This is a genomic window from Acidovorax sp. AC410, from assembly GCF_979253235.1.
In genome coordinates this window covers 674,561-694,803 of the sequence record NZ_CEEDCG010000001.1, presented here as the reverse complement: position 1 = coordinate 694,803, position 20,243 = coordinate 674,561, and the positions used below count along the sequence as shown (strand labels likewise).

The following is a 20,243-nucleotide window of genomic DNA, read 5'->3' as shown; positions in this document are numbered from 1 at the left end:
ATGGATGGAATGCCATTTTGCCGTCTGTTCATGGATCGTGGAATGCAAGACAGTGGGCCCTTCTTTCAGCCCCCACGAGGATCGACCGACATGAACAAGCCCTGGAATCTCACCGCGCACCTGCGCCGCGCCGCCCTGGCACTGGCCATGGCTGCCGTCACGCTGCCCGCAGCCGCCGAACACTGGAGCCCGAGCTGGATGGCCGCCACCCAGCCGCTGTGGGGCGGCGACTTCGTGCTGCCGCTGGGCCTGCCCTTCCAATACCACCGGCAGACCATCCGCCAGGTGGCGCGGCTGAGCGTGGGCGGCACGCAGTTGCGCGTGATGCTGAGCAACGAGGGCAGCGCGGTGCCGCTGCACATCGGCGCGGCCCGCGTGGCGCGCCATGCCCGGGGATCGGCCACCGTGCCGGGCACGGACCGCCCGCTGCTTTTCGGCGGCCAGGCCGCCACCGTGGTGCCGCCCGGTGCGCGCTGGGTCAGCGACCCGGTGGACCTGCCCCTGCCCGCGCTGGCCGAGGTCGCCGTGTCGCTCTACCTGCCCCAGCCCAGCGCGCCTGCGGGCTTTCACTTCGATGCGCGGCAGACGGCCTATGTGGCAGATGGCGACCACACCGCCGCCCTGCAATTGCCCGCGTCGGCCACCGAATGGAGCACCCGCGCCTACGTGAGCGGTCTGGTGGTGCAGTCCGCAACGCCGCCGGCCGCCGTGGTCACGCTGGGCGATTCCCTCACCGATGGCAATGGCGCCACGCCCGGTGCCCACGCACGCTGGCCCGATGCGCTGGCCGAGCGCCTGGCCGGGCAGGGCGTGGCCGTGCTCAATGCCGGCATCTCCGGCGGTCGCCTGTTGAAGGGCGGCATGGGACGCGCAGGCCTCACGCGCGCCGCGCAGGACGTGTTCGGCCAGCCGGGCGTGCGCGCCCTCATCGTGCTGCTGGGCACCAACGACATCGGCTGGCCCGGCGGCCCCTTCGCACCCGGGGAGCCTGCGCTGCGCGCCGAGGAGCTGGTGCAGGGCTACCGCCAACTCATCGCCATGGCCCGCACCCACAACCTGCGTGTGCTGGGCGGCACCATCCCGCCGTTCGGCGACGCGCTGGCCGGCACGCCGCTGGCGGGCCACTACTCGCCCGAGAAGGATGCCGTGCGCCAGGCTGTGAACCGCTGGATCCGCGAGGCCGGGGCCTTCGACGCGGTGGTGGACTTCGACGCGCTGCTGCGCGATCCGGCCCGCCCCTCGCACCTGCGCGTGGCCATGGACTCCGGCGACCACCTGCACCCGGGCGATGCGGGCTACCGGGCCATGGCGCATGCCGTCGACCTGGACGCACTGCTGGGCCGGGCGCCGTGACGGGCCGGGTTCAGCGCCCTGCCGCCACCTCCGTGTCGACCAGGGCCTTGCAGAAATCCCGGATGACGGCCAGGGCGGGCGGTTCGGCCCTGCCGTTGAGGGTCACGAAGGCGAACTGGGCCTGCAGCCGGGCCTCCGGCGAGACCATGACCTCGCGCAGTGCATCCCGTGGCCATTGCGCCTGGGCCACGGCGATGACACCCAGGAAGAGCGCATCCGTCGCTTGCACGGTTCTCAGGAGGCTGGCGACGTCTTCGGACGCATGCTGCATCCAGGTATGGGGGTTGGCCGCGGCGCCATAGCGCTCGACCAGTGTCCGCGCTGCATCGTCGCTGACCTTGGTGGACAGCAGGGGAAAGGAACGGAGTTCCTTGAAGCGGACTTTCTGCCCCTCGCCCAGCGGGTGGCCTGCCCGGCAGAGGAAGCCGGAGCGCAGCGCAGGCAGCACCTCAACACTCAGGTCCGGTGCCGGTGGCACGGCACGGTAGGTCAGCAGGAGTCCGTCCACATGGCGCGCGCGCAGTTCCGCCAGCTGGATCTCGGGGCTGCCACCGAGGAGCTGTACGCGCACCTTGGGGAACTCACGCAGCATGTGCGTCATGAGCGGCGCTGCGAACAACGCACTCGGGGCCGATCCCACGCCCAGGCGGATGTCGCCGGCCACGCCTTCGGCCATCGACGCGGCGGCGCGCTTGAGCTCGGCCGTCTGCAGAACGATCTGCTGCGCCTGCGCGAGCACCAGCCGTCCGAACGGGGTCAGTTCGTTCTGCTTGCCGATGCGGTCCACCAGCGGCAGGCCGAGTTCCTGTTCCAGCATCTGGATGCTGCGGCTCAGCGCCGACTGCGTGACATGCACGGTCTCGGACGCCCGGCTGAACGAGCGGGTCTCGGCGAGGGCCACGAAGTGCTGGAGCTGGGCGATGTTCATGGATTCTTGATCATGAGTTCAACTCATCATAACTACAAAAATAATGAACTGGACTGCTGAATGAGCAAGTCCAAGAATCGGTGCCATCGCAGTTTTCTGGAGCTTGCAATGAACCTGTCCCCCCGTGCTTTCATCGCCGCGCTGGCGTGCGGCCTGTGTACCCTGGCGGCCGCGCAGAGCGCATTCCCGTCGCGCCCCGTGACCCTGCTGGTGCCTTACCCCGCCGGCTCGGCCAGTGACTTCACGGCGCGCACCTTCCATGAGCCCCTGGGCAGGCAACTGGCCACGCCGGTGGTGGTGGAGAACCTGGGCGGGGCCGCCGGGGCCATCGCGGCGGTGAAGGTGCTGTCCGCACCTGCCGATGGCCACTACCTCTTCCAGGGCTCGCCCAACGAGCTGATTCTTGCGGGCCTGGTCAACAAAAGCGTGAAGTACCAGAGCGGCGACTTCCGCATGGTCGCGCCCGTGGCGGTCTCGCACCTGGTGCTGGTCGCCGCCGCGCATGTACCGGCCGACAGCATGGACCAGCTGGCGGACCTGGCGCGGGCGCGCAAGGCGGCGCCGCTGACCTATGGATCCTCCGGGCCCGGCACGCTGTACCACCTGCTCGGGGCACTAATGGCCAAGCGCACGGGGGCGGAAATGACGCACGTGCCCTACAAGGGCGGCGCGCCGCTGATGCAGGACCTGCTGGGCGGGCAGATCGACTTCGCCTTCATGCCCTACCAGAGCAGCTACGCGGACCTGGTCAAGCAGGGGCGCATCAAGGTCATCGGCTCGCTCGCCGACGCCAAGCTGCCCGCGCCCTTCCAGGACGTGCCCTCGTACAAGGCCAGCCGCCAGTTCAAGGACTTCGGCTTCAACATCTGGACGGCCTATCTGGTGCGCCAGGGCACCCCGCAGGCCACTGTGGACCAGTTGGCCGCAGCCTTCCAGGCGGCCTTGCAGCAGCCCCAGGTGCGCGGCCCGCTGGAAGCCCAGGCCAAGACCTTGTTCGCGCCCATGCCGCTGGAGCAGGCGGCCGCGTTCTACAAGGCTGAGATCGCCCGCTACCAGGAGCTGGTCAAAACCGTCGGTTTCGAGGCCCAGTAGGAGCGCAACGCACATGACGAACCTCGACACCGTCGGCGCCCACCTGCGCCAATCCGAAGCCCCCATCGTGGCGTGGCTCGAAGACTATCTGCGCTTGCCCAGCGTCAGCGCCGACCCCGCATTCGCGCCGTCGATGCAGGCCACGCGCGAGTTCCTGGTGGCCCGGCTGCAGCGCATGGGCCTGGCCGACATCCAGTTGCTCGACGGCGGTGGCGAGGCGGCTGTGTTCGGTCAATGGCTGGGCGCACCCGGCAAGCCGACGATCATGGTCTATGGCCACTACGATGTGCAGCCCGCCGACCCCCTGGACCAGTGGCGCACCCCGCCCTTCGAGCCCACCACCATCGACGGCTGCATCTATGCGCGCGGTGCGTCCGACGTCAAGGGCTCGACCACGGTGGCGCTGGAGGCGGTCGCGGCCTTCCTGGCGCAAGCTGGTGCGTGCCCCGTGAACGTGAAGGTCTTTCTCGAAGGCGAGGAAGAGACAGGCAGCCCGTCCTTGCGCCGCATTGCCGAGCGCTACCATGCCCTGCTGCAATGCGATGCCGTGCTGTCTGCCGATGGGGGCCGGGCGAGCGCCAGCGTTGCCACCATCAATACCGGCGCACGCGGCAATGCGCAGCTCGAAGTGGGCCTGCGCAGTGCGTCCAAGGACCTGCACTCGGGCCGCTACGGCGGGGGCGTGCGCAATGCACTGCACGAGATGGCGCGCCTGCTGGCCTCGCTGCACCACGAGGACGGCTCGGTCGCCGTGCCGCACTTCCATGCGGGCGCGCACCCGCCCGATGCGCAGCAGCGTGCCGACACGGCCGCCTTCCCGTACGACGAAGCGGCATTCTTCACAGACGTGGGTGCCGCATCGCATGGCGAGCCCGGCTTCAGTGCGCGCGAGCGCATCACCCTGCGGCCGGCGCTGGACGTCAATGGCATGTGGGGCGGGTACACGGGCGCCGGCGGCAAGACCATCATCGCGCACGAGGCGTTCGCCAAGCTCACGGCCCGGGTGGTTGCCGGGCAGGACCCGGCGCAGGTCATCCGCGCGGTACTGCGGCACCTGCAGGACCGGTGCCCGCCGGGCTGCGAGCTGCAGGTGCTGTCGCTCGGCGACGGCTCGCCGGCGTCCACTTTGGCGCCGCACCACCCGCTGGTGCAGGCGGCCGAAGCGGTGCTCACGGACGCCACGGGCCACCGGCCCATCCATGTGCGCCTGGGCGCGAGCGTGCCCATCACCGCGCTGTTCAAGGAGGTCCTGGGCATCGACACGCTGATGTTTGGCTACAACCTGCCCGACGAGGACGTGCATGCCCCCAACGAGTTCTTCCGCCTGCAGTCGCTGCGCGACGGCCTGCAGGCCTGGGCCTGCCTGCTGGAGCGCCTGGGCCATTTTTCGCCTGCGGATTTTCGCTTCCCTTCCACGCTGGAGACATGACATGCATTCCCCCACGCTGAATACCCTGCTGTTGCTGGTTCTTGCCCTGGGCCTGGCCGCCTGCGGCAGCGGCGATGACCACCCTTCCGATCCCACCGAGGTCGCCACGGCAGAGGGCCGGCTGGTCGGAACGCCCGACACAGGCCTGGTGACTTACCGCGGGATTCCCTACGCCGCGCAACCCATGGGTGCCCTGCGCTGGGCCCCCACGGCGGCGCCCCAGGCACGCAGCGCGGTGCTGCAGGCCACGCAGTGGGGGCCGTCGTGCCCGCAGGCCGGCCCGGGGGCCGATGCCGCCACGTCGGAGGCCTGTCTGTACCTCAACGTGTGGAAGCCTGCGGACGCCCGGCCGGGCAGCAAGCTGCCCGTGGTGGTGTTCATGCATGGCGGGGCCTTCGTGCTGGGCTCGGGGGCGCAGGTCAGCCTGGCCGAGCTCACGAAGCGCCAGGTGGTCAGCGTGAGCTTCAACTACCGCCTGGGCGCACTCGGCTACATGGCGAACTCTGCGCTGCAGGCATCCAACCAGGACGCCAGCCTGGGCAACTTCGCGCTGATGGATGCGCTGGCGGCCCTCGCCTGGGTGCAAAAGAACATCGAGGCTTTCGGTGGCGATGCCGGCAACGTGACCCTCTGGGGGCTCTCGGCGGGGGCCACGCAGACCTTCTCGCTGCTGCAATCGCCCCGGGCCAAGGGCCTGTTCCACAAGGCCATCCTGCAAAGCGGCGGCGGTGCGGAGTATTCCAACCTGGCGCCGCAGGCGGCGCTGGCCGTGGGCGACAGTGCCGTGGCAACGCTGGGCTGCGCCAAGGCGGCCGACCAGGCCGCCTGCCTGCGGGCGCTGCCCGTATCGGCCATCCTGGCCGCCCAGGGCCCCGGCAAATGGCGCCCGACGGTGGACGCGCAGGTGCTGACCCAGGTGCCCGCCCGCGCCTTCGAAACCGGCAATTTCAACCGCATGCCGGTCATGATCGGTGGCGTCTTCGACGAAGGCACGCTCTTTAGCGACCCACAGCTCAGCGCCGGCAACTACCCGCTTTACCTGCACTCGCTGGTGCCGGCGGGCTTCGACACCAAGAGCATCGACGCCACCTATGCCCTGTCGCGCTTCGCGGTGCCGGGCCAGGGCTATGCGCGGGCCGTGGGCGATGCCATGTACGCCTGCGGCAACAGCGCGCGGCGCGATGCCCTGTCGGCCTGGGTTCCGGTGTACGGCTGGGAGCTCACGGACCCGGCCATGTCGTTCCCGCAGAACCCGGTGTCCTACTACTACGGCAGCTCGCACGGCCTCGACAGTCTCTACCTGACCGGCAATGCCAATGCGCTGCCCTCCTACCCGTTCCTGGACGCGGGCAGCAAGGCCGCCGTGACCAGCAGCGAGGGCCTGGCCCAGCGCAGGGCCCTGGCAGCCCAGATGCTCACGTATGTGGCCAATTTCATCCGCAGCAGCGATCCCAATGGCGATGGCCGCCACCTGGCGATCCACTGGCCACGGTTCGCGGGCCCCACCGACCGGCAACTGATCGAGTTCACCCTGCCCGCGATCACGACCTCGAACACCCGGTTCGAGCAGGCCCACCACTGCGGGACGGTGTGGCCTGCGATCTATTGAGCGGTGCGCGGCGGGTGGTCACCGCCTTGTAGACTGGGGTCCGTCCCATCGCCTCGCCCTGGGCCAGTCCTGGGCGATGCGGTGTGTTTTTATGGAGGAGCCCGATGTCCCACCACCCCCGCTTCAACGTCTTTGGCCGCATCGTCGAAGTGCAGCGCCACGGCGCGCAGTGGCAGTCGTTCCTGATCGGTACCGACGGCAAGCGCGCACCGGCCGGCTGGGTGGTGCCCGACTTCATCGAGGCGGACGAACTGGCCCAGTACCTGGCCGACCTGTTCCACGAAAGCGCCATGCCGCACAACGGCGAGGTGCATCGCATCAGCTAGCGGCGATGTGCGGGATCATCCCGCATCGGCAAGGTACACATACAGCCGGTTGCGCCCCATGGTCTTGGCCTGGTACATCGCGTTGTCGGCCTGGCGCAGCACCTCGTCCACCGTCAGGGTGTGGCCGGACACCAGGCTCACCCCGATGCTGGCTTCGCATTGGTAGGGCTGGCCACCCAGGGCATAGGGTTCGCGCAGCGCCGCCAGCATGCTTTCGCCCACGGTCCGTGCCTTGTCCGTGGCCTCGGGGGCTTCCTTGCCCAGGCTCTGCAGCAGCACGACGAACTCATCCCCGCCCAGGCGGGCCACGGTGTCCTGCTCGCGCACGCAGGCACGCAGGCGCGTGGCCACCTCGCGCAGCAGCAGGTCGCCCACGGCATGGCCGCGGCTGTCGTTGAGGGCCTTGAAATGATCCAGGTCGACGAACAGGGCGGCGGCGATCTGGCCGCTGCGGCTGCTGGCAGCCATCACCTGCTCCAGCCGGTCGGTCAGCAGGCGCCGGTTGGGCAACTGGGTCAGGGTGTCGTAGAGGGCCAGGTGGCGCGCCTCGTCCTCGGCGGCCTTGCGCCGGGAGATGTCGATGTCGATGCAGAACATCTCGGGTTCCTGGCCTGGCACGTGTACGTAGGCGTGGCTTGAGAACACGTCCACCGGTGAACCGTCCTTGCGCTTGAGGCGCAGCTCTCCGGCGGGGATGGGTTCGCCCGAGCTGAACATGTGCGCGACCTGGGTTGTCACGGCATCATGCATGGGGGCGGGGATGATCAGCTCCAGCAGGTTCCGGCCCAGGGCCTCCTGCTCGGTGTAGCCGTACAGTTCTTCCGACGCCTTGTTCCAGTAGGTGGTGGTGCCGTCGGCCCGGTAGCCCTGCACCGACACCGACGGGATGCCTAGCAGCAGCGAGCGAAAGCGCAGCTCCGATTCGTGCAGCGCCTGCTGTGCCTGCCAGCGCTCGGTGATGTCGCGCGCCAGGAAGAGCGCGGCCGCCTGGCCATCCACCTCCGTGCCCAGCGGCTGCGCGCGTCCTTCGAAGTAGCGGATTCCCGATGCGGTGTAGACCGTGTACTCGAGCTTGTGGGGGGCGCCCGAAGCCAGCGTGTCGCGCAGCAGCTGTACCAGCCGCTGGGCTTCGCTGGAGGGCAGCACGTCGCGCAGGTGCTGCCCCACGCGCTGGGGCGCCCCTGCGGCATGCACGCCGTCGTCGCGCGAGAACAGTTCCATGCAGCGGCCGTTGCGGTCCAGCAGCATCAGCGCATCGGGAATCGCCAGGGTGATGGCCTGCAGGCGGGCAGCGCTGCCCGCCAGGGCGAAGTCGGTGGCCTGGCGCTGCTCCACGTCGCGCAGCAGCAGGCCCAGGAGGGCGGTGGCCACCGGAAAGATCATCAGATAGGGAACGGCCACGGTTTCGTTGATGCGCGCCACCACCTCGGCAGGCAGCCCCTGGAACAGCCCCACCACCGCCAGGTGCAGCAGCACGCCGAACACCAGCAGCGGCCAGATGCCCACGCCCAGTTGCCAGCGGCGGCGCGCATGGCGGTAGGCCAGGCCGGCGGCCACGCAGGTGGCGATGCTCAGCAGCCCGACGAAGACACCGGCACCACCGATCCACAGTCGCCAGGCTGCCGCCATCGCTCCGGCAATCAGCGCCACCGTGGTGCCGCCGAAGAGGCCGGCCATGCACAGCACCACCGAGCGCGCGTCGATGATGACGCCCGGGGCAATGGCCAGAGGCGAGAGCATGCCCACGATGCAGATGCCGCCGAACAGCAGCCCCGAGAAGGCCTTGCCCACGCGGGGCTGCCTGCGCCATAGCCGGATGTTGGCCCCGTGCAGAAAACACAGTGCCAGCAGCAGGGCCGCGCCTTTGACCAGTTCGACGAACAAGGAACCTCCCCGCAGCCCGTGAGCGAAGTTCCATCATGTGGCAATTGCTGCCAGCGGTAAATGCAAATTTGGTGGGGTTTACGCCTCCCGGTGCCCCATCAGGTCAGCAGCGCCTGGGCGAATTCGCGGGCGTTGAAGGTTTCGAGGTCCTCGAGCTTTTCGCCCACGCCGATGAAGTACACGGGGATTGGGCGCTCCTGCGCGATGGCGGCCAGCACCCCGCCCTTGGCCGTGCCGTCGAGCTTGGTGACGATGAGGCCGGTGAGCTGCAGCGCATCGTCGAAGGCGCGCACCTGGGCCAGGGCGTTCTGGCCGGTGTTGCCATCGATCACCAGCAGCACCTCGTGCGGGGCGGTGGCGTCGGCCTTGGTCACCACGCGGCGGATCTTCTTGAGCTCCTCCATCAGGTGCAACTGCGTGGGCAGGCGCCCGGCGGTGTCGACCAGCACCACGTCCTTGCCGCGGGCCTTGCCGGCGGTCACGGCGTCAAAGCTCACGGCGGCGGGGTCGCCACCCTCCTGGCTGACGATTTCCACCGTGTTGCGGTCGGCCCAGACGCCAAGCTGCTCGCGCGCCGCTGCGCGGAAGGTGTCGGCGGCCGCCAGCAGCACGGCAGCGCCCTCGCCCGAGAGGTGGCGGGTGAGCTTGCCGATGGAGGTGGTCTTGCCCGCGCCATTGACGCCCGCCACCATGATCACGGTGGGCGTGTACTGGCCGATGACCAGCGCTTTCTCGAGCGGGCGCAGCAGGTCGGCCAGGGCATCGGCCAGCAGGCCCTTGACCAGGGCCGGGTCGGTGGTCTTGCTGTCCTTGACGCGGCGCTTGAGGTCGGTCAGCAGGTGCTCAGTGGCCTTCACGCCCGTATCGGCCATGAGCAGGGCCTCTTCGAGCTCTTCGTACAGCGCATCGTCGATCTGCGTGCCGGTGAACACCGTGGCGATGCTGCTGCCGGTCTTGCGCAGGCCCAGCTTGAGCCGGTCGAGCCAGCCCTTGCGCTCGGCCACCACGGGGGGCGGGACCACCACGGGCGCTGGAATGGGGGCGGGTGCCGGCGGATGCACCACGGGAGCCGGGGCCGCCACGGGTGCCGCCACCGGGGCCGGCGCGGGGGAGGGCGCCCAGGGGGCGGGTGCTGCCGGCGTGGGGGCGACCGGGGCCGGCGGCGCAAGGGTTACAGGGGGTGTCCAGGGTGCCGGGCCCGCAGGCACCGGCGCTGCCGTGGGGGCTGGTGCGGGGACTGGTGCCGGTGCGACAGGCTGCGCCGGCGCAGGCTCCGCCTTGCCGCCAAAGGGATTGCGCAGCCAGCCCAGGCCGGGGATGGCCGGTGCGGGCGCCGGGGCCGAAGCTGGCTGGGGCGCAGGCGGCTCGGGCTGGGCCGCGGGTGAGTAAGCAGGTGCAGGGGCTCCGGGCGCGGCCACCGATGGGGGCTCATCGGCAGGGGCGGGCGAGGTGGGGGGCTTTTTCTTGAAAAAACTGAACATTGGCGGGTTCTTAGAATCAGCCATTCTATGAAACGCGCTTTCACCCTACTGGGCCTGCTGGCCTGCCTCGGCGCCGGAGCCACCACCGCGGTGGTTTCTCCGGGTTCCCATCCATCGTCTGCAGCGGGCGGGGCCGTTGTGGCGCCCCCCGGGCCGGGAGGCGGCGGGCCGCGTGCCACGGCCTCCGGCGCGCAGCAGTTCACGCTGGCCAACGGCATGCAACTCATCGTGCAGCCCGACCACCGTGCCCCCACCGCGGTCCACATGGTCTGGGTGCGGGTGGGCTCCATGGACGAGGTGGACGGCACCTCGGGCGTGGCCCACGTGCTCGAGCACATGATGTTCAAGGGCTCCAAGACCGTGGCGCCGGGCGACTTCTCGCGCCGTGTGGCGGCCCTGGGTGGGCGCGAGAACGCCTTCACCAGCCGCGACTACACGGGCTACTACCAGCAGATCCCGGCCAACCGTCTGGAGGACGTGATGCGCCTCGAATCCGACCGCTTCGCCCACAACCAGTGGCCCGACGAGGAGTTCAAGAAGGAGATCGAGGTGGTCAAGGAGGAGCGCCGCATGCGCACCGAGGACCAGCCGCGTGCCGTGCTGGCCGAGCAGCTGTTTGCCGCCACCTTCACCGCCGCGCCCTACCGCCGCCCCATCGTGGGCTGGATGAGCGACCTCGATGCCATGACGCCGGACGACGTGCGCGCCTTCCACCGCCAGTGGTACACCCCCACCAACGCCGCCGTGGTGGTGGCCGGCGACGTGGACGTGGCCAAGGTGCGCGCGCTGGCCGAAAAATACTACGGCAAGCTGCCCACCCACGCGTTGCCCGTGCGCAAGCCGCGCGTGGAGCCGGCCCAGCAGGGCCTGCGCCGCCTTGCGGTGAAGGCGCCGGCCGAACAGGGCTATGTGGCCCTGGCCTTTCGCGTGCCAGCGCTGGAGCGCCTGCAGGACCTGCAGGAGTTCGACACCGACGCGCTGGCCCTGTTGATGCTGTCCGCCGTGTTCAGCGGCTACGACGGCGCGCGCCTGGAGCGCGCCCTGAGCCAGGGCGAGAACCGCGTGGCCGACAGCGTGGGCAGCTCGGCCATGGTCACGGGGCGCGGGCCGGCGCTGTTCATGTTCACCGGCGTTCCCACCGGCGGCAAGACCGCCCAGCAGGTCGAGGAGGGCCTGCGCGCCGAGGTGGCGCGCGTGGCGCGCGACGGCGTGAGCCAGGCGGAACTGGAGCGCGTGAAGACGCAGTGGATCGCCTCCACCGTCTACGAGCGCGATTCGGTCCACAGCCAGGCGCAGGAACTGGGCAGCAACTGGGTGCAGGGCTTCCCGCTCGACGCCGAGGAGCGCCTGCTGGAGCTGGCGCGCAAGGTCACGCCGGAGCAGGTGCAGGCCGTGGCCGCCAAGTACTTCGGCGACGACCAGCTCACCGTGGCCACGCTGCTGCCGCAGCCGCTCGATACCCCCCGTCCCCGCCCGACCCCCAAGGCCGGTGCTGCCCGCCACTGAACCCGGAAATGAAACACCCCCTGAGTCGCTTCGCGCCTTCCCCCTCTCTCTCCTCGCTGCGCGAGTCGGGAGGGGGACGCCCCCGGTGCGGCGGGGCGGCCCTTGCACGGGGGCCCTGGCCTTGGCCGCGTCAGTTTCATACCCCGCAGGTGACCCACTTGCAATGGAAGCTCAAATGATCAATTTAAAAAAACTGGCGCTCGGCACCGTGCTGGCCAGCAGCAGTGCGCTGTTCTACTGCGGCTCGGCCTGGGCCCTGCTGCCCATCCAGCACTGGACAGAGCCCAATGGCGCCCGCGTGTGGCTGGTGGAAAGCCCCGTCATCCCGATGGTGGATGTGCAGATCGACTTCGACGCCGGCAGCCGCCGCGACCCGGCGGCGCAGGCCGGCCTGGCCAGCGCTACGGCCTCCATGGCCTCCAAGGGCGTGAAGGGGCAGGGCGCAGAGCCCGCGCTCGACGAGAATGCGCTGGGCGAGGCCTGGGCCGACCTGGGCGCGAGCTTCGAGGCCGGGGCCGACAGCGATGCCCTGCACTTTTCGCTGCGCTCGCTGACCGACCCGCCGTTGCTGGACAAGGCCGCGCGCCTGGCGGCCCGCCAGATCGCCGAGCCGAGCTGGCCCGCCGACATCTGGGCACGCGACCGGGCGCGCTGGAGCGCGAGCATCAAGGAGTCGAACACCCGCCCTGCCACCGTGGCCGAAAAGGCCTTCGGCGCCGCGGTGTACGGCAGCCACCCCTATGGCGTGCGCACCACCGAAGAGACGCTGGCGCGCATCAACGTGGCCGACATGCAGGCCTTCCACGCCAGCGCCATCGCGGCCTGCCGCGCCAAGGTGAGCATCGTCGGCGCGGTCACGCGGGCCCAGGCCCAGACCCTGGTGGCCACGCTGCTGGCGCGCTTGCCGGCCGCATCGGCCTGCGCACCCCTGCCCGCCGTGGGCGAGATCGCCGCGCTGACCGCGCCCGAGGAAAAGAACATCCCGTTTGCCTCGGCGCAGGCGCATGTGCTGATCGGCCAGCCGGGCTTTCCCCGCCGCGACCCCGACTTCATCGCGCTGCTGGTGGGCAACCACATCCTGGGCGGTGGCGGCTTCGTCTCGCGCCTGACCGAGGAGGTGCGCGAAAAGCGCGGCCTGAGCTACAGCGTCTACAGCTACTTTGCGGGTGGCCTGCACGCCGGGGCCTTCACCATCGGCCTGCAGACGCGGCCCGACCAGGCGGCGCAGGCCGTGAAGGTCTCGCGCGACGTGCTGGCCCGCTTCGTGGCCGAAGGCCCGACCGAGGCTGAGTTGCGTGCCGCCAAGGACAACCTGATCGGCGGCTTTGCGCTGCGCATCGACAGCAACAAGAAGCTGCTGGGCAACGTGGCCAACATCGCCTGGAACGACCTGCCGCTCGACTACCTGGACCGCTGGACCCAGCGCGTGGATGCGCTCACGGTGGCTGACATCCGCGCCGCCATGCAGCGCAAGCTGCAGCCCGAGCGCATGGTGACCGTGGTGGTGGGAGGCAAGCCATGAGCCGCTCTACCCTGCGCGGCCAGGCGCTGACTGCTGCCCGCTCCGCCCCGCCCGCCAGTGCCCCCGCGGCACCCGCAAAGAAGAAGGCCGGTGCGGGCAAGAGCCCGGCATCTGCCACGGCCAAGGCGCCCGGCGAGATCCGCATCATCGGGGGGCTATGGAAACGCACCCGCCTGTCCGTGGCCCAGCGCCCGGGCCTGCGGCCCACGCCTGACCGCGTGCGCGAGACCCTGTTCAACTGGCTGGGCCAGGACCTGACCGGCTGGCGCTGCCTGGATGCCTTTGCCGGCACCGGCGCGCTGGGTCTGGAGGCCGCCTCGCGCGGCGCAGCCGCCGTGCAGCTCGTGGAGAGCGATGCCGCCCTGGTGGAGCAGCTCAACACCTTGCAGCAGCGCCTGGAGGCCAAGGCCGTGCGGGTGCAGCGCGGCGACGGCATTGCCGCGCTGCGCCAGGCCGCCCCCGGCAGCCTGGACCTGGTGCTGATCGACCCGCCGTTCGAGAGCGCCTTGTTCGAGTCGGCGCTGCAGGCGGCGGGCAAGGCCGTGGCGGCCAGCGGCTTCGTGTACCTGGAGGCGCCCGTCGCCTGGACCGACGAGGGCCTGGCCGCCAGCGGCCTGGTGGTCTACCGCCACCTCAAGGCCGGAGCGGTGCATGCGCACCTGCTGCGGCCCGTGGGCGCCGCCGGCGCGCCGGCCGAGGCCCGCTGAGCTTCGTTCGCGCCCGACCGCACCTGCAGCCGGGCCGGCCGAAAAGGGCGCTGGATGCATCCATGTTGCAGTGCACTGCATAATGCGCCCAAGCGGCCCGGCAGGCCCACAAGAGGCCGGGGCCAGTGCCCATTTCGCCGTACAGGAGACAACCCGCCATGGCCCAGAACGTGCTCGCCGTCTATCCCGGAACCTTCGACCCCATCACCCTGGGCCATGAAGACGTGGTGCGCAGAGCCACCCAGTTGTTCGAACGCGTGATCGTCGCCGTGGCTGCGGGCCACCACAAGAAGACCCTGTTCAGCTTGGAGGAGCGCATCGACATGGTGCGCGAGGCGGTCAAGAACTACCCCCAGGTGCAGGTGGAGAGCTTCTCGGGCCTGCTGCGCGACTTCGTCGTCTCGCGTGGCGGCAAGGCCATGGTGCGCGGCCTGCGCGCTGTGACCGACTTCGACTACGAGTTCCAGCTCGCCGGCATGAACCGCAGCCTGATGCCGCAGGTGGAAACCGTGTTCCTGACTCCGAGCGACAAGTACCAGTTCATCAGCAGCACCTTCGTGCGAGAGATCGCGGTGCTGGGCGGCGAGGTGACCAAGTTCGTCTCGCCCTCGGTGGAGGAACGGCTGGCCGTCAAGGTGCGCAGTCTGGCTCCCCAGCCCTGAGCTGGCCGGTTTGCGGACGGCTCTTGCGTTGCCAGCGAACGTTTGAACGGCGCGCTGCCTAAGCCAGGACCGCCGCGCAAGGGCCGCCCCGCCGCGCTGGCGGTCTCCCCCTTCCTGAATGGCGCAGCCAGTCGAGAGAAGGGGCTGAGGGCGGTGGCTCCAAGCCTGCCTGCGCAGGCTTGGGCGAGCCCGAAGAGCGGCCGCCTCTGGTGGACGTACCGCAGGCGCGCAGCGCCTCAGGGGGGTGTCCTCTATGCGATCCAGCCGCCGCGCTGCAGCCATTGGGTCAACAGGGTGTTGACCACCTCGGGCCGCTCCATGGTCAGCATGTGGCCGCAATCGGCCACCACCTCGAACTCGGCGCCGGGGACCAGGCCCGCGATTTCCTCGGAGCAGGCCAGTGGCGTGAGCTGGTCCGCCTCGCCGCAGACCACCAGCACCGGGCATGTCACCTCGGGCAGGTGCAGCCGGGCGTCCGGCCGGGCGATGACGGCGCGGTTCTGGCGCACCAGTTGTTCGGCGCCTGCGCGCAGCACGAAATCCAGGTAGTCCTGCACCAGGTCGGTACGCGCCGCTCCGGTGGGGTGGAAGGCGAAGGCCACATTGGGCTCGATCACCTCGCGCACGCGCCCCTGCTCAAACAATGCGATGGCCGCTTCGCGCAGCGCCTGCATTTCGGCCGTTTCCGGCCGGGCGGTGGTGCCCAGCAGGGCCAGCCCGACGACGCGGCCCGGCGCTTGCCGCGCTGCTTCCATGGCGATCATGCCGCCCATCGAGGCGCCGCACAGCAGCAGGGGGCCGGGGTATTGTTCCAGCAGCAGGGCCGCCATGGCCTGAACGCTCGTGGCCTCGGGCCGGGTATGCACCGCGGTGATCTCCGGGCGCAAAGCCGCTGGCAGCACGGCGCTTTGCAGGCGCCACATCGTCGCATCGCCCGCAAGGCCCGGAATGAGCAGGAGTTGCGGTGCAGGGCTGGGCGGTGGATTGCGGGTCATCGTCATCGTCATCGGGTCGGTCTTCAGGTCGTCAGCGCCGGGGTGGGGCGGTCCGCGGGTCACTCCACCGCACTGGTGGCCAGGTGGGGCGCACCGCTGTTGGCGGACTGCTGGGCCCCCTGTACCAGGTCATGCACGAAGCGCAGCTTGACCATGGCGCCAGAAGACAGGGCGAATGGATAGGCGTCGTCCTGCCCGAGGCTGCGGTTCAGGCTGTTGAGCAGCAGCGTCAGCGGCACCCATTGGCGCACCATGTCCTGAAAGTCCGGGTGGCTTGCCGCGAACGGATCGGTCACGTGGTGGCGCGCTGCCACATGGGGGTCGGGCACGGTCACGGCGGTCTGGTAGCTGGCGGCGGTCTCCAGCAGGTCCACCATGTGCAGGTAGTGGGCCCAGGTCTCGGCCCAGTCCTCCCACGGGTGGGCGGCGGCATAGGCACTGACGTGGTTCAGGAACCAGTCGTTGCCGTTGCTGCCCTTGGCATAGTGCGCGTCGAGCGCCGCAGCATAGTCCTGCCGCTCGTCGCCGAACACGCTGCGGAACGCGTCCAGCCGGTTGCCATCGCGCACCAGCTGGTCCCAATAGAAGTGGCCGGACTCATGGCGCAGGTGGCCGATGAGGGTGCGGTACGGTTCCCCCAGCGCGATGCGCCGGCGTGCGCGCTCGTCGTCATCGGCCTCGGCCACGTTGAGGGTGATGGTGCCGCCCTGGTGGCCGGTGAGGATGGCCGGCCCACCCAGCATGTCCGCCAGGAACTCGAACACCGGCCCGTAGCGGCCGGGCACCGGCTCCAGCCCCAGGCGGGCCAGGGTGTAGAACAACTGCCGCTTGGCCCCCTCGATCTGCTTCCAGCGGCGCAGGTTGGCCATGTCCGACAGATCGGGCAGCAGACGCGTCTGCCGGCACGAGACGCACAGCTCGGCATAGTCGCTCGACGGCACGGCAAAGTTGCAGGCGTCATAGGCCGTGTGGTTGTGGCACATGCGGTACAGCCGGCCGCTGTACTGCGCCGTACCGCGCTCGCCCAGGCGTCGCCACAGGTCCGGGCCATCCTGGGGCGCGGGCGTGAGCGCCGCCATCGTCAGCTGGTCTGGCAGAAAGGCCAGCGCGCTGCCACAGTGCAGGCATTGCACGCTGTCGAAAAACACCAGATGACCGCAATGGTCGCAATTGAATACCCGCATAGGGTGAGCTTAAACCCAGACGCCGTGCGGCAGTGGACTCAATAGGCAGCGATCCATGCAAATGGGGCTGCAAGCCATGCCGCAATGGCAAAAGCAGGCCCTGCGGTGAGGCAGGAGCCTGCTTTTGGGCCATCAGCGGCTTTCACCGCCCGATGGCTGGCGTCGTTCAGGGGCGAACGACGATGCTGTTACGCACTTCGCGCACATGCTTGGTGTTGCGGGCGATGTTTTCGGCCTGGTTCTTTTCAGAAGCCGACTTGGCGAAGCCCGACAGCTGCACCGTACCGTTGAGCGTTTCCACGCTGATCGAGGTGGCGGAGACGCTCTTGTCTTCGGCCATCTTGGCCTTGACGGCGGTGGTGATGCCGGCGTCGTCGACGTAGGAGCCTACGGTCTGCTGGTCGCGGGCGACGGAGCAGCCGGTGGCCGTGACGATGGTGATACCGGCAACAGCGGCAAAGGCGAGGGCACGTGCGTATTTCATGGTTTTTCCTTCAAGTTGGTTTTTCGGAACGCGGGTGCTTTTTTGCAAGTTCAGCCTGTCGGTCTTTTGCACCCTCCATGACCGGCAAGCTGTGGGGTGCTGGGGCTAGGGGCCGGGTGGGCTCATTGCTCCAGCAGATCTTTCAATTCATCGGCGTGCTCTTCCTCATCGGCCAGGATGCCTTCGAGCATGCGGCGCGTGGTGGGGTCCTTGTCGCCGATGAGATCGATCATCTGGCGATAGGCCTCCACCGCCACCCGTTCGGCCACCAGGTTGGCGCGCACCATGGCCTTGAGGTCCGACGAAGTGTCGTAGTCGGCATGGCTGCGGGACAGCAAGGTGTCGGGCGCAAAGTCGGGCTCGCCACCGAGCTGCACGATGCGCCGGGCAATCTGGTCGGCGTGACCCGACTCTTCGTTGGCATGGACCATGAATTCGCTGGCAATGGCAGGCGAGGACAGGCCGTGCGCCGTGAAGTGGTGGCGCTTGTAGCGCAGCACGCACACCAGTTCGGTCGCCAGGGCGTCGTTGAGCAGCGCGATGATGTCTTCGCGGTGCTGCGCAAACGCGGGGGTGACAGCCCCCTGGTCCAGGTGGCTCGTGGCGGCAGCCTTGAGGGCTGATTCGTCGAGCACCATCCTGCGAGGGGTCTGACCGTGGGGATCGTTGTTGTTTTGGTGGTTCATGGCAAAGCCTGACAGGAGGCAGCGCAGGTCAGTAGGCGCGGCGGCGCGAGGCCATCAGGATCAGGCTCGCGGTGAGCGCGCCGACACCGGCTGCGATGAGGATGGACTTGCCGGGCTGCTCGGCCACGTACTTGCTGGTCGCATCGGCCACCTCCTGCACCTGGCGGCGGGCACGGGCGCTGGCGTCGGCGGCATAGTCGATGCTGCGGCTGGCCAGCTCCTGGGCGCGTGCGGCCAGGTCGTCGATGGCGGGATCGGCTTCGCGGCGCAGTGCGCGGACGGTGCTTTCGGCCTTGTCCAGCGAACCATTGGCGACGCTGCGTGTGCTTTGCACCGCGTCCTGGGCGCTTTGCAGCACATCATCGGCGAGGCTGCGGGCCCCTGCGGCAACTTTGTTGGTGGCGGATTGGATGGTCATTGGGTCACTCCTTGTGGTGTAGACGATGGGATGGTCGGCCAACTGGGTCTGGGGCTTTTCAGCCCCTTCGCAGCAGGCCCATGACGAAGGTGACGACGGCCATGATCACGAACACGAAGAACAGGATCTTGGCGATACCCACGGCACCTGCGGCAATGCCGCCGAAACCGAAGATGGCTGCGATCAGTGCGATGACCAGAAAAACGACGGCGTAGTGCAGCATGTGCTTCTCCAATGTTGGCGCCGGAAATCCGGCGAGTGGTGGAGCGCCATTCGTTGGCGCCTGGGTCCAATGTAGGTGGCCCAGGCCGTGCGGAATGCCGGTGGCCGGCGCGCCCATTTGTCGGTGTCCTGACGCCTGGCATGTAGGACACGGGCTCGCGGGATGGTGCTGGGCAGGCGCTGGCCTGCCTGGGCCCTGGAACGCCAGGCTCCGGGCCGCGTGCTTCAACGGGGAGTAGGGGGGGCTGCAGCCCTGCAGAAGGCACCGCGCTGCTGCGGTGACCGTGCCTCAGCCCTGCAGCGGCAGGATGGCCGAGACGAGCGCGCCGTTGCCCGGGCGCGAGGTGATGGTCAGGCGTCCGCCAGCGGCCTCCACGCGGTGGCGCATGCCGGCCAGGCCGTGGGAGGAGGGGCTCACGCTGGCCGGATCGAACCCCTGGCCATCGTCGCGCACTTGTACCGCCACATGCTTGGGGTGGCTGTGTACCGAGACCAGCACCTTCTGCGCCTTGGCGTATTTGCCGATGTTGGTCAGCGATTCCTGCACCAGCCGGTAGACGGTGAGCTGCGTGGGCTCGGGCAGTTGCACGGGCTCCAGGCTGGTTTCCACCTCGATGCCGGCGCGTTCGCCGTACTCGCGCGCCAGGATCTCGATGGCGGCCGTCAGCCCCAGGTTGGACAGGGACGAGGGGCGCAGGTCCTCGATGATGCGGCGCTTGAGCGCAATGCCGCTGTTGAGGGTTTCGGTCAGGTGGCGCAGGCGCTCGGCGATCTCGGGCACCTGGGTGTCGATCTTGGACTTGAGGCGCGCCACGTCGAGCTTGGCGGCCGTGAGCAGGGCGCCGAGTTCATCGTGCAGTTCGCGCGCCAGGTGGCCGCGCTCGTCCTCGCGCACCTGCTGCAGGTGGCTGGCCAGCTCGGACAGCGTGGCCGTGCGCTCCCGCACCAGGCCTTCGAGCCGGTCGCGCTCGCGCTCCAGCAGCAACTGCTCGCGCAGGCTGAACTCCTGAAGCGCATGCGCCTGGCGCAGGTACATGAAGAATGCCAGCAGGCCGATGGCCGTGACCGTGGCGATGCCGATGCGCGAGAGCATCAGCGAGCGCAGCACCTGCGCCTGCCCCTGCTTGACAACGATGGCGCTGCGGTCGATGAGGGCCTGGGCGTGCTTGCGGATGGCCTCCATGTTCTCCATGCCCACGTCGGTGTGCAGGATGAACTTCCAGGCATCCTCATTGCCCTGGCGGCGCAACTTGAGGCTCAGTTCCATTTCCGCCAGCTTGCGTGAGATCTGGCGTGACAGCAGGGACAGCTCCTGCATGTCGTCGGGCGAGTCGAGGAACTGGTTGCGCAGGTTGTCGAGGTCCTGCTGCACGCTGGCCAGCGCCTTGTCGTAGGGCTCCAGGTAGCGGTCGTTGCCGGTGAGCAGGTAGCCGCGCTGGCCGGTCTCGGCATCCAGCATGCTTTGCAGCAGGCGGTTCAGAGCACCGTGCGTCACCTGGCCGTGCGCCATCTGCGTGACGGCGCCCTGCGAGCGCATGTGACCGACCTCGTTGATCCCCACCAGCACCATGGCCGCGAGCAGCGCCATGGGCAGGCTCAGGGCCATCTTTCGGACTTTGGGCAGCAAGTCCCTGGCGATCTCTTGCAAATTCATATGCGTTATTCTGGATAATGACCACGGACCGGCTGACGGCGCCGCCCCAGGGCGGGTGATCGCAACGCAGGTGCATTCAACAAAAATTGGGAGTGGGCAGC

The 20,243-nt window shown here is 69.1% G+C and carries 19 protein-coding genes; 9 read left to right on the top strand and 10 right to left on the bottom strand.

Going from position 1 to position 20,243, the window contains the following annotated elements; all coding sequences use genetic code 11:
• Nucleotides 1–90 precede the first annotated feature (90 nt).
• The gene (locus AC0IZS_RS03110) at nt 91–1,353 is read left to right on the top strand and encodes an SGNH/GDSL hydrolase family protein (protein WP_471634302.1); all 1,263 of its coding nucleotides are present in this window, start codon (nt 91–93) and stop codon (nt 1,351–1,353) included.
• Nucleotides 1,354–1,363: 10 nt separating this feature from the next.
• On the opposite strand, the gene AC0IZS_RS03105 is transcribed toward AC0IZS_RS03110, so the two are convergent.
• Nucleotides 1,364–2,281 (bottom strand): LysR family transcriptional regulator, encoded by a 918-nt coding sequence (locus tag AC0IZS_RS03105; protein WP_471634301.1) that lies wholly within the window; start codon nt 2,279–2,281, stop codon nt 1,364–1,366.
• A 108-nt stretch (nt 2,282–2,389) separates the two neighbouring features.
• Between AC0IZS_RS03105 and AC0IZS_RS03100 the strand changes: the two genes are divergently transcribed.
• The 4 genes from AC0IZS_RS03100 (at nt 2,390) to AC0IZS_RS03085 (ending at nt 6,737) form a co-directional block, all read left to right on the top strand.
• Nucleotides 2,390–3,373: a Bug family tripartite tricarboxylate transporter substrate binding protein gene (locus AC0IZS_RS03100; protein ID WP_471634300.1), complete on the top strand. Its 984-nt coding sequence runs from the start codon at nt 2,390–2,392 to the stop codon at nt 3,371–3,373.
• A gap of 13 nt (nt 3,374–3,386) precedes the next feature.
• Nucleotides 3,387–4,802, top strand: coding sequence for a M20/M25/M40 family metallo-hydrolase (locus AC0IZS_RS03095; RefSeq protein WP_471634299.1), 1,416 nt, complete (start codon nt 3,387–3,389; stop codon nt 4,800–4,802).
• Nucleotide 4,803: 1 nt separating this feature from the next.
• Nucleotides 4,804–6,411: a carboxylesterase/lipase family protein gene (locus tag AC0IZS_RS03090; protein WP_471634298.1), complete on the top strand. Its 1,608-nt coding sequence runs from the start codon at nt 4,804–4,806 to the stop codon at nt 6,409–6,411.
• A gap of 104 nt (nt 6,412–6,515) precedes the next feature.
• Entirely contained in the window at nt 6,516–6,737 is a 222-nt protein-coding gene (locus tag AC0IZS_RS03085) for a DUF7661 family protein (RefSeq protein ID WP_471634297.1), read from the top strand.
• Between the two features lie 15 nt (nt 6,738–6,752).
• Here the strand turns inward: AC0IZS_RS03085 and AC0IZS_RS03080 are convergent, their stop codons facing one another.
• Both AC0IZS_RS03080 and ftsY read right to left on the bottom strand, forming a co-directional pair.
• Nucleotides 6,753–8,621, bottom strand: a complete 1,869-nt coding sequence (locus AC0IZS_RS03080) for a diguanylate cyclase domain-containing protein (protein ID WP_471634296.1) — start codon at nt 8,619–8,621, stop codon at nt 6,753–6,755.
• Between the two features lie 98 nt (nt 8,622–8,719).
• Nucleotides 8,720–10,102: a signal recognition particle-docking protein FtsY gene (gene ftsY / locus AC0IZS_RS03075; protein WP_471634295.1), complete on the bottom strand. Its 1,383-nt coding sequence runs from the start codon at nt 10,100–10,102 to the stop codon at nt 8,720–8,722.
• 27 nt (nt 10,103–10,129) lie between these two features.
• Between ftsY and AC0IZS_RS03070 the strand changes: the two genes are divergently transcribed.
• The 4 genes from AC0IZS_RS03070 to coaD all read left to right on the top strand — a co-directional run bounded on the left by AC0IZS_RS03070 (nt 10,130) and on the right by coaD (nt 14,499).
• Nucleotides 10,130–11,608, top strand: a complete 1,479-nt coding sequence (locus tag AC0IZS_RS03070; protein WP_471634294.1) for a M16 family metallopeptidase — start codon at nt 10,130–10,132, stop codon at nt 11,606–11,608.
• 175 nt (nt 11,609–11,783) lie between these two features.
• Nucleotides 11,784–13,130 carry a M16 family metallopeptidase gene (locus AC0IZS_RS03065; RefSeq protein ID WP_471634293.1) on the top strand — a complete coding sequence of 449 codons (1,347 nt, stop codon included), beginning with the start codon at nt 11,784–11,786 and terminating at the stop codon, nt 13,128–13,130.
• A complete protein-coding gene (rsmD, locus tag AC0IZS_RS03060) occupies nt 13,127–13,837 on the top strand; it encodes a 16S rRNA (guanine(966)-N(2))-methyltransferase RsmD (RefSeq protein ID WP_471634292.1) in 711 nt (236 codons plus the stop codon). The genes AC0IZS_RS03065 and rsmD overlap by 4 nt, the downstream gene beginning before the upstream one ends.
• A 158-nt stretch (nt 13,838–13,995) precedes the next feature.
• Complete coding sequence (coaD, locus tag AC0IZS_RS03055) at nt 13,996–14,499, top strand: pantetheine-phosphate adenylyltransferase (RefSeq protein ID WP_471634291.1); 504 nt, start codon at nt 13,996–13,998, stop codon at nt 14,497–14,499.
• A 251-nt stretch (nt 14,500–14,750) separates the two neighbouring features.
• Here coaD and AC0IZS_RS03050 read toward each other — a convergent pair whose 3' ends face one another.
• From AC0IZS_RS03050 to AC0IZS_RS03020, 7 genes are all read right to left on the bottom strand, one after another.
• Complete coding sequence (locus AC0IZS_RS03050) at nt 14,751–15,500, bottom strand: alpha/beta fold hydrolase (RefSeq protein WP_471639459.1); 750 nt, start codon at nt 15,498–15,500, stop codon at nt 14,751–14,753.
• A 53-nt stretch (nt 15,501–15,553) separates the two neighbouring features.
• A complete protein-coding gene (locus tag AC0IZS_RS03045) occupies nt 15,554–16,678 on the bottom strand; it encodes a zinc-binding metallopeptidase family protein (RefSeq protein ID WP_471634290.1) in 1,125 nt (374 codons plus the stop codon).
• Nucleotides 16,679–16,844: 166 nt separating this feature from the next.
• Nucleotides 16,845–17,162 (bottom strand): BON domain-containing protein, encoded by a 318-nt coding sequence (locus tag AC0IZS_RS03040; RefSeq protein WP_471634289.1) that lies wholly within the window; start codon nt 17,160–17,162, stop codon nt 16,845–16,847.
• A gap of 122 nt (nt 17,163–17,284) precedes the next feature.
• A complete protein-coding gene (locus AC0IZS_RS03035) occupies nt 17,285–17,848 on the bottom strand; it encodes a ferritin-like domain-containing protein (protein WP_471634288.1) in 564 nt (187 codons plus the stop codon).
• Between the two features lie 28 nt (nt 17,849–17,876).
• Entirely contained in the window at nt 17,877–18,266 is a 390-nt protein-coding gene (locus tag AC0IZS_RS03030) for a hypothetical protein (protein WP_471634287.1), read from the bottom strand.
• A 58-nt stretch (nt 18,267–18,324) separates the two neighbouring features.
• Nucleotides 18,325–18,489 (bottom strand): DUF1328 domain-containing protein, encoded by a 165-nt coding sequence (locus tag AC0IZS_RS03025; protein ID WP_007860309.1) that lies wholly within the window; start codon nt 18,487–18,489, stop codon nt 18,325–18,327.
• 288 nt (nt 18,490–18,777) lie between these two features.
• The gene (locus tag AC0IZS_RS03020; RefSeq protein ID WP_471634286.1) at nt 18,778–20,142 is read right to left on the bottom strand and encodes a sensor histidine kinase; all 1,365 of its coding nucleotides are present in this window, start codon (nt 20,140–20,142) and stop codon (nt 18,778–18,780) included.
• Between the last annotated feature and the right edge of the window lie 101 nt (nt 20,143–20,243).

What these genes read in the sequence shown, in the direction of transcription:
- AC0IZS_RS03040 (WP_471634289.1), bottom strand. Translation starts at nt 17,162, where the DNA reads ATGAAATACGCACGTGCCCTCGCCTTTGCCGCTGTTGCCGGTATCACC.
- rsmD (WP_471634292.1), top strand. Translation starts at nt 13,127, where the DNA reads ATGAGCCGCTCTACCCTGCGCGGCCAGGCGCTGACTGCTGCCCGCTCC.
- AC0IZS_RS03085 (WP_471634297.1), top strand. Translation starts at nt 6,516, where the DNA reads ATGTCCCACCACCCCCGCTTCAACGTCTTTGGCCGCATCGTCGAAGTG.
- ftsY (WP_471634295.1), bottom strand. Translation starts at nt 10,102, where the DNA reads ATGTTCAGTTTTTTCAAGAAAAAGCCCCCCACCTCGCCCGCCCCTGCC.
- AC0IZS_RS03100 (WP_471634300.1), top strand. Translation starts at nt 2,390, where the DNA reads ATGAACCTGTCCCCCCGTGCTTTCATCGCCGCGCTGGCGTGCGGCCTG.
- coaD (WP_471634291.1), top strand. Translation starts at nt 13,996, where the DNA reads ATGGCCCAGAACGTGCTCGCCGTCTATCCCGGAACCTTCGACCCCATC.
- AC0IZS_RS03035 (WP_471634288.1), bottom strand. Translation starts at nt 17,848, where the DNA reads ATGAACCACCAAAACAACAACGATCCCCACGGTCAGACCCCTCGCAGG.
- AC0IZS_RS03065 (WP_471634293.1), top strand. Translation starts at nt 11,784, where the DNA reads ATGATCAATTTAAAAAAACTGGCGCTCGGCACCGTGCTGGCCAGCAGC.
- AC0IZS_RS03105 (WP_471634301.1), bottom strand. Translation starts at nt 2,281, where the DNA reads ATGAACATCGCCCAGCTCCAGCACTTCGTGGCCCTCGCCGAGACCCGC.
- AC0IZS_RS03045 (WP_471634290.1), bottom strand. Translation starts at nt 16,678, where the DNA reads ATGCGGGTATTCAATTGCGACCATTGCGGTCATCTGGTGTTTTTCGAC.
- AC0IZS_RS03050 (WP_471639459.1), bottom strand. Translation starts at nt 15,500, where the DNA reads ATGACGATGACCCGCAATCCACCGCCCAGCCCTGCACCGCAACTCCTG.
- AC0IZS_RS03110 (WP_471634302.1), top strand. Translation starts at nt 91, where the DNA reads ATGAACAAGCCCTGGAATCTCACCGCGCACCTGCGCCGCGCCGCCCTG.
- AC0IZS_RS03070 (WP_471634294.1), top strand. Translation starts at nt 10,130, where the DNA reads ATGAAACGCGCTTTCACCCTACTGGGCCTGCTGGCCTGCCTCGGCGCC.
- AC0IZS_RS03090 (WP_471634298.1), top strand. Translation starts at nt 4,804, where the DNA reads ATGCATTCCCCCACGCTGAATACCCTGCTGTTGCTGGTTCTTGCCCTG.
- AC0IZS_RS03020 (WP_471634286.1), bottom strand. Translation starts at nt 20,142, where the DNA reads ATGAATTTGCAAGAGATCGCCAGGGACTTGCTGCCCAAAGTCCGAAAG.
- AC0IZS_RS03095 (WP_471634299.1), top strand. Translation starts at nt 3,387, where the DNA reads ATGACGAACCTCGACACCGTCGGCGCCCACCTGCGCCAATCCGAAGCC.
- AC0IZS_RS03030 (WP_471634287.1), bottom strand. Translation starts at nt 18,266, where the DNA reads ATGACCATCCAATCCGCCACCAACAAAGTTGCCGCAGGGGCCCGCAGC.
- AC0IZS_RS03025 (WP_007860309.1), bottom strand. Translation starts at nt 18,489, where the DNA reads ATGCTGCACTACGCCGTCGTTTTTCTGGTCATCGCACTGATCGCAGCC.